Here is a 10,739-nt window from a genome sequence, read left to right as displayed (position 1 = left end):
AACAGAACTGCTAGTTGTATGACTAGCAATTTTGGCGGCAAGGATTCTTCTTTTTTATAAATTGAATGCAAAAAGGAGTGTAACCCTATGACAAAAGAACGATTGCGTGAACTGCTAGAAATCAGTGTTCATGAACTCTTTGCGATTGAAGTGGATGAAGCTTCACCGCAGGAATTGTTTCAAGCACTAGCCAATGTGGTGAAGCAAATGTATTCAGAAGACTGGCGTCAAACCAGAAAAAATCTCTTGCTGGAGGATCAAAAACAAGCGTACTATTTTTCAATCGAATTTTTGCCTGGCAAAATGCTAAAAAGCAATTTGTTGAATATGCAGCTGTTGGAGCAAGCGGAAGCCGTTTTTGAAGAGTTAGGCGTTTCCCTTGATGAGGTTGCGGATACAGAAAAAGACATGGCTTTAGGAAACGGGGGCCTCGGTCGTTTGGCCTCTTGTTTTATGGATTCGCTGGCTTCATTAAGCTTGCCGGGAAATGGGAACGGGATTCGCTATCGCTATGGATTATTTAAACAAAAATTTATTGACGGCCATCAAGTAGAATTACCAGATGATTGGTTACGCTCTGGGAATGTCTGGGAAGTCCGCAAAGAAAGCAAAGCGGTGCCTATTCAATTTGGTGGGCAGGTCTATCTTGTTACGGGAGAGGACGGAAAGCTAGCACCAGTCTATGAAGGCGGCTTTACCTGGCGGGCAGTTCCGTACGACACCGCGATGGTTGGTTATCAGAACCAACACATCAACACACTGCGCTTGTGGAGTGTCGAAGTGCCTGCTGAAGATGAGGCGCATTATGCGACATTGGAATCACGGCAAGCCTTAGAAAATTTGACTGCTGTTTTATATCCAGATGACTCAAACGAGATCGGCAAACGCACACGATTGATGCAAGAATACTTTTTTGTTTCTGCAGGCATTCAGAGTATCATTCGCTATTATAAAAAATCGAATCTGCCTTTATCGATGCTCAGTGAACGAGTAGCAATCCATATCAACGACACGCACCCAGCGCTTTGTGTCCCAGAACTGATGCGTATTTTAGTTGATGAAGAAGGCCTTGCTTGGGAACAAGCGTGGTCGATCACCGTGAAAGTCATGAGTTATACGAACCATACGATCATGGCGGAAGCCTTAGAAAAATGGCCAGTTCGCATGATTGAAGAAGTATTGCCGAGAATGGATCAGATCATCAAAGAAATTGATCGGCGCTTTGTCGAAGGAATGCAAGGGGTCCATCCGCAAGCCTTACTGGATCGGACGCGAATCATTATTGATGATCAAGTCCATATGGCACATCTAGCCATCATCGGCAGCCATAGTGTCAATGGGGTAGCCAAGCTCCATTCTGATTTACTAAAATCAGTGGTACTCCATGACTTCTATCTCATTTATCCTGCCCGTTTCAACAATAAGACCAACGGCATCGCACAACGGCGTTGGCTTCAGCTAGCCAATCAACCATTAGCCAAAGTACTGGATCAGTCGATCGGTACGAGTTGGCGCAATGACCCCTTGGATCTGCAGCTGCTCAAAAATTATTATGATGACGAAAACGTTCTGCAACAAATTGCCGACGCAAAAATGAGTAACAAGTGTGCACTGGCAAAGTACATTCAAAAAGCAACGGGCATTACAGTAGATCCAACGGCAATTTTTGATGTGCAGATCAAACGCCTGCATGCGTACAAACGACAACTGCTGAATCTAATGCATATCTTGAAGCTCTACTTTGAGGTCAAAGACGATCCGACTGCAGCGTTTCATCCAAGAGTCTTTATTTTTGGTGCCAAAGCAGCACCAAGCTATCACTACGCAAAATCGATCATTAAAGTCATCAATGAAGTGGCGAATCTGATCAATCATGATGAAACCATCAATGATAAAATCAAGGTTATATTTTTAGAAAATTACAACGTTTCATTAGCAGAAAAAATCATTCCAGCAGCGGATGTCAGTGAACAAATCTCATTGGCCTCTAAAGAAGCGTCAGGGACAAGCAATATGAAGTTGATGCTAAATGGGGCAGTAACGATCGCGACTTTAGATGGTGCCAATATTGAGATTCGAGATGCGATCGGTGATGAAAACATTGCGATCTTTGGGTTGACGGAAGAAGAAGTGTATCAGTATTACGCCCAGCATAATTATTCTGCTTACACCTACTATGAGTCAGATCCAGTCTTGCAACGGGTGGTCAATGCCTTTATTGATGGGACGATCCCGAATATTCAAGTTGAAGGTCGGGAAATCTTTGATTCCCTTTTGAAATACAATGATGAATACTTTTTATTAAAGGATTTTCATGCCTATTGTGACGCGCAGCATCGGGTAGATAGTGCCTATCAGGATACGCAACGTTGGCGTAAAGTCAGCCTAATGAATATTGCGAATGCAGGCAAATTTTCGGCAGATGAAACGGTGCGAAATTATGCTGCAGATATTTGGCAGATCGATCCATTATTTGCCCATGTCAAAGAACCGAATGCAGCAAGCTTGACTGAGACGGTGCCTCCAGCTGAATTTAGCTGAAGTGTCCTCATCTGAAATGGTGTAGTCTTTCGTGAAATTCTCCTTAATTTATGGTATGATGAAAAAAATGCATGTAAGAGGATGAGTACAGTGGCAAATTATTTAGATGTGAAACGAAAACACTTCCGTTTTCCTGCTTATGATGATACAGATGGTGTGAAGCTGCAATCCGAGCATCGCCCCGCATTCAGTAAAGCAGATGATTGGATTTTAACCGAAATCAAAGATCCCGTGAGTCATTCTCACAAGGAAGAAAATCAATCTTTGCAGCGCAAAGTGCAGTCCAGCCAACGGGATCGGGGGCATAATGTTCGTCAAAAAGAAGAGCTTGCCAATCACCGTGCCAACTTGCCTCAGTACGGAAAACGTCCAGTGAAAGAGCAGATGCCAACAGGAAAAACCAATTTTTTTGGCAAAGAGGCGAACCATTCTTCTTATCAAGTGACCAGTAAGAAGGAAAAAGCTGAGGTTCCTGTTTCATCGAAAAAAGAATATTCGGGGCGCTCTTACTTCGTGCCTAAATATATTCCTGCATCGATTATTCCCGATGAGCAAAAACCTGAAATTACGCCGAACGATTTGATGGATGCAATGGCAAAAAAACAAGAAAGTTATTTGTTGTTTGATACTGAACCAGCAGCTTATCAAGTCAAAGAAGAAAATGATCCAACCGTCAAAAAATTCAATCGCCACCCCTCTGTTGGGATGACACGCAGCGAGTTTCGAGCCAGCAATAAAAAAAATGGTGAGAAAAAGCGGTCCGTTTTAGATCGATCATTAAAAGGAATGATTGAAGACGATCAACAAGAAGAATCTTCAAATGGCTATTTTCGTTCTAAATAGCAGTGACAGTTTCTCTTAATAGAAGTGGTCCGTTGATCTTAACGATGAATGATTTCAGCTAGATGGCTAACATCTAGCTGTTTTTTTTGTGTGCTTGAGAAAACAGATTCACAAGTTGGTTCATTTGAAGTATGAATTTCACCGAGTGAGGAATATTCTGATTTTACTAAGCCATAGCGTGGACTATAAAATAAAGTGAAACGATCAAAACTAACGTTATTTATAATGTTTGTTATTTTAATTGGTGATTACTTTTGTCATTTAAAATCGATAGCAAGTCAAACGGTGGGAGATCAGTGGTTTTCTAATCAGCCGTAATTGAAAAAGGGAAGCAAGCGTCCTGATGGCTAAAGCTGCTCTTTGGAAAGGACTGATCCATGATCGATTTCAAGGGAAAGATACGCTGAAAGGTGGGCATCAACAAATGAACAAGAAAAAGAGAAAGGTTTATTTCACCATCATTATTGGCTTACTTGGAGGACTCTACTTTTTCTCAACCATGAGTGTGTTTTCTTCAAACGTTTTTTTTGCTGCGCAACTGGAGGAAGAAACGGTTGCGAGTGAACCCTTCGATCCCATACGAGAGCAAGAGACTGAAGAAAGAGTTGCCATTAATTTTGATGAATCAACGAAAGCCGGGACTATAGGAGAACTGCTACTGGTTGCGTTTCGTACGGATCGTCCCATTAGTGAAATTGCGATCCGATTGCCGCAATCTGCGGTTATTGCTGAAGAGGAGTTGCCAAAGGGAGTCAAAATGACGCCAACCGCTGAAGAGAATGGTTGGAAACTAACGACCGATACTCCTAGAAGTGATTTTTTGGTTCCATTGATAGTTGATACAGCAGGGTCGTTTCCATTTGAAGTAGCAGAATCAATGATAATACTTGAAATAAAGAAAGCATCGGAGACAAACCCTACGGATACACATGAGGATGAGCAAACTGATTCGAGTGACTCCACTGATCAATTGGATCAAGAGGATCAAGTACCAGAAGAGAAGGAAAAAGAAAGCCAGCTTCCTGAGGCATCAACGTCTGATCCTGGCAATCTTTATCTTTTAGGCGACGACGTAAAAAAGAGAGGGGTTGCCAACTGGGTCGAATTTATGGCTGCAATGGTCGATCCGACGGTCAATTATATTTATTTGACAGCCAGTTTTCAAACGAACGATAATCCTCGTTTAGGTATTACGGGAATTGACGGCTGGAGCAGCAGCGCCAATCCTAATGGCGGATTAGCCTATGTTTATATCAATGCCTCGAGAGTTTCAAGAACGTTAATCATCGATGGTCTCGACAAATATCAGATGGATCTTAGAGCCGTAGCGATCTGTTTCCGCGATTCGAGTGTCAATCCTGATTCCCCATGGGACATTACCTTGCAAAATTTGGAACTCTACCATGGAAACTTTTGGGGAGCAATTGAATACAATGATTTGAACATGACAAATCAGCAGCGTTCAATCATTCGATACCACAATCTCAACCATACTGGCAATCAGTTGTTTTACGGATTGCACTCTCGAGCCAGCTTTTCTGGACATTCGGTTTCGCATCAAACGCCTAGATATACATCAGACTTCAATGCTTCTTGGACGATTCACTCGAACACCCAAGCCAATTTTGAAATCAACCAAATAGAGCTTCGTGAGGGAGCAAACGTCGAAATGTCGACGATCAGCTCAGGAAATCTTGATTTTTTTAATACGAATGCGCGTCTCGTATTAGGGGATAATGCCCGACTATCCTTAAATGCCAACGGTTCAGGTGGTGAAGCAGGAGGTGCCAATATTCGCTTTTTCACCGGTAATGGTCGCCTCGAATTAGGAAAAGGCGCGGAATTGGTATTAAATACACAAAACAACAGCCCAGCAGTCATCACATCAGGCACGCCCCATGATATTCGCTTAATGGAAAATAGTCGCTTATCGGTTACTGCTGCAAACCGAACGTCACTTAGTCATATATTTTCTTTCAGTACCAATACTCATGTAACTTTAGAAGAAAGCAGTACCTTAGAGGTTGAAGCAACAAATCAAAATACAAGCGCAAATGTTTTCAATTTTTCTGGCACGACGGGCAATCTCCACGTGGGCAAAGATGCTACTTTAGATATTCGTTCAGACAGCTTGAATGCTGGGCAACGCTTGATTTTCTTTAGCGGAGCTAACAATCCCGCAAGAATGACGATCGATGACGCCAAGCGCGTCAATTTACAAAGAACCCGCCCGATAACGACCACCACAAATGGTCTAATTGAAGGGGGAGGAATCACTGCAAAGAATCAGGCGATTCGCCAGTGGCGGCATGGAAATACAGGAGAGACAGTTGATTTTCAGTGGCAACCGATTCTGTCCATGACGGCGGCGATTTCAGGAACCAATACCAATGTGACCAATGTGTCTTCGCTGAATGAGGAAACAAGTCGCGGGTTTGCTTCGCAGTTTGCTTCTCGTTCGCAACGGCTATTGTTTGAGAAAATACCAGACGTCACGGTGACCATCGATCCTTTGACAGAAGATAGAACCTTACCTAATGCTTCTACGATTTCGGGAACCGCCAATCCTGGTAGCTACCTTCGATTCCAAAGAGAGGGGCTGATGCCAGAACCGACGCTTGAAACGACAGTCGATAGTGCCGGCAATAGCGGGTATTTTCACACCCAAGCGGATGAAAACGGGCAGTATTTACTTGATCTATCTGATTTAGAACCTTTCCAGTATTTTACACAAGGTGAAGTGGTCACCGCGCAGGCATTTCTTGATGGTAAATGGGCAGAAGCATCAACCACTGTGGAACCCATTGGTGACGTAGACCCAAAAGATCCCTTGGATCCTGATCAACCGATTGTACCCGAAAATCCGCCCTTGATACCAGAAAATCGCGGGTTTGTCAGTATAGACTTTGTTTCACAATTCGATTTTGGTACAGTACCGATTCGCTCGTCGACAAGCCGCTATCCGGCACGTCCGCAACGAATTTCTTTAGTGGATGATCATGAATCAACCGAACGACCAAACTATATTCAGGTCTCCGATCGTCGATTTCTTCAAACGGGCTGGACCTTGAGTGCCCGATTATCAGAGGAAGGGTTCGTTAGTACGGATGCGTTTAAGCACCACTTAAAAGGAGCGAGTGTGCATTTGAATAATATTGAAATGGTTACCTCTAGAGAAAATCACTCTGAAGCACCAGACTACTTTGAAGCAATTGAGCTGGGACCGCAAAATCAAGTGATTGCACGTGCCAATGAAAAGCAAGGGGCGGGAACTTGGATTCAACGCTATGGAAACGAGCATACCATGCAAAAAAGTGTCGAACTGGAAATCCCTATTGGCGCGAGGCCGCAAGCGACAAGTTATCAAGGAACCATCCATTGGGAGTTGAGTTTCGTACCTGGCGCTGACGAATAACCCCTTTGAAAAACAAGTAAGCATGTTCTGCAATCGTGAATATGATCGAACACTGTAAAAGTTGATCAGACAAAAAGAAGTCCATTTGCCATTGGACTTCTTTTTTGTCTGAAACAAACGAGTAGTGGTTGACACTACTTTTCCCACTTTGGCGGATACGCTTTTCAATCAATAGAAGTGAGTGAAACCACAGGTAGTGTATCGATGAGCAAAATCATAACATGGTAGTCCTCAACAAAATCACCTGAGCACTGTGTCTTCTCCAGCATAAATTTTATTTAGCTATTTTAGTAATTAAATCCTGCTCAAATATTTTAATTTTCGCTTGCCTTTTGATATGCTAAGAATAAGGGGGAATCAAAGATGGAAGTTGATCTACAAATGCTGGCGATGATTTTCTTTATCAATCTCGCCTATGTTACATTGAACACACTGCGATTTTTATTGACAATGAAAGGGTATCGCGTGATTGCCCCATTAGTGAGTATGATCGAAATCACGATCTATATTTTAGGCTTATCTATGGTATTGGATCGTTTGGATAACCCGCTGAATCTCTTATTTTATGCACTAGGCTATGCTGCAGGAGTCAGCATCGGGATCAAAATCGAAGATAAGCTGGCTCTGGGCTATACAATGGTCACAGTGATCCTACCTAGTAATACGGATGAAGAAAAGAGTTTGCCGAAGATTTTGCGACAAGAGGGCTATGGTGTGACACAAAGCTTTGGTGAAGGTTTGGAAGGCCCGCGACTGATTTTAGAGATTCTTTCCCAAAGAAAAAGTGAGAAAAAGCTCTATCAAACGATCAAAGCGGTGGAAGAGCGAGCGTTTATCATCAGCTATGAACCCAAGTATATCTCGGGCGGTTTTTGGACCAAAAAAATCACCCGTAGAGAGGCGAAGTTGAAAAAGCAAGCACCTGTTGATTGAGGAACTAGAGGCGGCTTGATCCATTCGTGAAGAATAGCTGCATCAGAAGCAGGGAGTTTATTGATGAGAGGAAGCGTTAGGTGTGGAAAAGAAAGCAAATGGTATGATGGCGGTCATCGCTGCATTGATCTCAAATATTTTGGTGGCGATCAGTAAGTTTGTCGGTTATGCCTTGAGCGGTAGTGCGGCCATGCTGAATGAAAGCATTCATAGTGTCGTGGATTGCAGCAATCAGATCTTTTTATTGATCGGTGATAAACGGGCAACAAAGGGACAAAGTGAGCTGCATCAGTTTGGTGAAGGTCGGGCGAAATATTTTTTCAGCACGATCGTTGCGATGATGCTCTTCTTTGGTGGGGGCGCACTAGGCGTGATGGAAGCAGTGGAAAAGCTGCTGCATCCCGCCCATGAAGTCGGCAATACTTGGTTAGTGATCGCTATCTTGATTTTCGGGATGGTCGTTGAAGGAAGTTCGTTGTGGATCGCGATCAAGGAGATCCGCGAGCTAAACGTCGAACGTCAACCAATCTATCGTTTTTTGAAGGAAAGTCGGCATAGTGAGATCTTGATCATTTTCACAGAAGACTTTTGTGCGGTGATCGGTCTAATGATCGCACTGATCGGAACGGTTTTAACAATGATTACCGGGAACGCATTTTTTGATGCCTTCAGCGGCTTATTGATTGGTCTTTTATTGATGGTTGCAGCGATCTTCTTAGCCCGCGAGTTTTATAGTCTACTGATTGGGGAAAGTGTTACCAAACGTGATTTAGCGGTGATCAAGCAAGCGTTTGAACGTCCCGATGTTGATCGCTTGATCGATGTTAAAACAGTCCATTTAGGGCCAGCAGAAATTTTGATTGCAGCGAAAGTCGATATTGCCGCAAAACAAGAAGAGGTCGGCTATGAAATCATTAATGAGATCGAAGCCGAGATTCGACATCAAATGGCAGATAAAAAAGTCTATATTTATATTGAAACGGATGAGTACGATCCTCACTACATGGAGAAGCGGCGCAAACTTGTGCGACCTTCCCACTGATTTAGCTAGAATAAAGCTGTTTTTTTTGATACAATAGACAAGGATTATCACATAGTGAAGGAGATTTCAAAATTATGATCAATGCAAGTGACTTAAGAGCTGGAATGACGTTTGTTCAAGACGGCAAACTTATCAAAGTATTAGATGCCAGCCACCACAAACCAGGTAAAGGAAATACGGTTATGCGTATGAAATTACGTGACGTTCGGACTGGTTCTACTTACGATACAACCTTCCGCCCAGAAGAAAAATTTGAAAAAGCGCATATCGATACGAAAGCTGTACAATACCTATATACAATGGACGATACCGCATTCTTTATGGATCTGGAAACCTATGAACAATATGAAATTCCAGTTGAAGTGGTTGAAGAAGAAATGAAGTTCATCCTAGAAAACATGGAAGTAAAAATCCAATTCTTCGGCAGCGAAGTGATCGGCGTGCAATTACCTTCAAGCGTAATCTTGAAAGTTGTTGAAACACAGCCATCGATCAAAGGGGCAACCGTGACTGGTTCTGGTAAGCCAGCAACGATGGAAACTGGCTTAGTTGTCAATGTTCCTGACTTTGTTGAAGAAGGCGAAATGCTAGAAATCAATACAGCTGAAGGTACCTATTTAAAACGTGCAAAATAGCAAAAAACCGCGACTTGTTCGCGGTTTTTTCTTTGCTCTTGTTGTGTTCAGAAGTGGCTCATTGTCCCTTTGCCGATCTTTTTTGTAAAGGATAGATACTATAAGGTTTACTGATAAAGTAGGCGACGGAGCAGACGATCACAAAGAAGGGTAGATTTTGAAAGCCAAAGACTTCTCCACCAATAAAGATCGGTGTAAGTAAGGTGCTAGTGGCGCTGCCAAAAACACTGGCATAGCCTAGTGCTGCTACCAGTTCGATAGGCAGTCCGAACAGTGGCGCCAACACGACCCCCAAAGAAGAGCCAATCGCAAACAAAGGGGTGACTTCTCCACCCAAAAAACCAATGCTGATGGTCAATACGGTCAACACCAACTTAAGCAGCCAATCATAAGAATAGATCGGTTGCTTCGTGAAACTCGCGCTGATCAAATTTGTTCCTAAGCCTGAATAACGCCCTTGATACAACAGAACAAAAAGCAAGACTAACGCCAATGCGCCAATCCCAATACGCCACAGTGGATTCGGGAAGCGCCGCTTCATGATGCGTTTCATCGTTTCTAAACAGCCCGCAAAGCTGCCGCCAACCATACCAAAAATCAACCCAATCACAAGTAATTTCAGAAAAACAGGTATCGTCAAATCGACGGATTGAGGCAACATAAGACTAAATTTTTCTAAACCTAACCATTGAGAAGTCGTACTAGCAGTGAAAGCAGCCAGCAAAGCAGGTAAGAGGGCATGATGACTGAATTTACCGATGACAAGCACTTCCAATGCAAAGAACGTCGCAGCGATGGGGGTTTCAAATAAACCAGCAAATCCCGCAGCCATCCCAATCATGATCAGGGTGCTGGCGTACTTTTCTAGTCGCAGCCAATTTCCTAAACGATTGGCGATGGTGGCACCTAACTGAACCGCAACTCCTTCTCTGCCTGCGCTTCCTCCAAATAAATGCGTCAGCCAGGTTCCCACCATTACAAAAGGAATCAAACGCAGCGGAATATCTTTTTCTTCTTCCTGCCCGACTAAAAACACTAAGTTCATTCCTTGAGGACTCCGATCGCCATACTTTTGGAAAAGGTAAGTAAAGCAAATACCGATAATTGGTAAGAAGAGAATCAATGGCAAAAAATGACTTTCACGGAAGGCACTTAAGAACAGCAAAATTTTGCCAAAGAAAGTGTCAACAGCTCCAGCAAGCACCCCAATCACCAGACTGAGCAAACCTAATGCAGTCAGTTCAAAATACGTTGTTTCTTGTTTCTTCATTTCTATCACGATCCTTTAAAAAATGTAGGAATAATGCTCTTGCAACTATGACGAACGAGT

The 10,739-nt window shown here is 43.1% G+C and carries 7 protein-coding genes; 6 read left to right on the top strand and 1 reads right to left on the bottom strand.

Annotated features, from left to right (window positions below; all coding sequences use genetic code 11):
* Positions 1-87 precede the first annotated feature (87 nt).
* The 6 genes from ACTW1R_RS10465 (at position 88) to efp (ending at position 9,409) form a co-directional block, all read left to right on the top strand.
* The gene (locus tag ACTW1R_RS10465) at positions 88-2,541 is read left to right on the top strand and encodes a glycogen/starch/alpha-glucan phosphorylase (RefSeq protein WP_489927273.1); all 2,454 of its coding nucleotides are present in this window, start codon (positions 88-90) and stop codon (positions 2,539-2,541) included.
* Between the two features lie 81 nt (positions 2,542-2,622).
* Positions 2,623-3,384: a hypothetical protein gene (locus ACTW1R_RS10460; protein ID WP_118215457.1), complete on the top strand. Its 762-nt coding sequence runs from the start codon at positions 2,623-2,625 to the stop codon at positions 3,382-3,384.
* Positions 3,385-3,808: 424 nt separating this feature from the next.
* Positions 3,809-6,799, top strand: a complete 2,991-nt coding sequence (locus tag ACTW1R_RS10455) for a WxL domain-containing protein (protein WP_271814526.1) — start codon at positions 3,809-3,811, stop codon at positions 6,797-6,799.
* Between the two features lie 363 nt (positions 6,800-7,162).
* Positions 7,163-7,732, top strand: a complete 570-nt coding sequence (locus ACTW1R_RS10450) for a DUF2179 domain-containing protein (RefSeq protein WP_118215459.1) — start codon at positions 7,163-7,165, stop codon at positions 7,730-7,732.
* A gap of 103 nt (positions 7,733-7,835) precedes the next feature.
* Positions 7,836-8,774, top strand: coding sequence for a cation diffusion facilitator family transporter (locus tag ACTW1R_RS10445; RefSeq protein ID WP_118215485.1), 939 nt, complete (start codon positions 7,836-7,838; stop codon positions 8,772-8,774).
* A 74-nt stretch (positions 8,775-8,848) separates the two neighbouring features.
* Positions 8,849-9,409, top strand: coding sequence for an elongation factor P (gene efp / locus ACTW1R_RS10440; protein WP_005229668.1), 561 nt, complete (start codon positions 8,849-8,851; stop codon positions 9,407-9,409).
* 58 nt (positions 9,410-9,467) lie between these two features.
* Here the strand turns inward: efp and ACTW1R_RS10435 are convergent, their stop codons facing one another.
* Entirely contained in the window at positions 9,468-10,679 is a 1,212-nt protein-coding gene (locus tag ACTW1R_RS10435; protein ID WP_271814516.1) for a chloride channel protein, read from the bottom strand.
* Positions 10,680-10,739: the final 60 nt, after the last annotated feature.

It is taken from the genome of Enterococcus sp. R12 (assembly GCF_058135755.1).
Note: the sequence above shows the minus strand (reverse complement) of the source record. Positions and strands in the feature narration are given on the sequence as shown.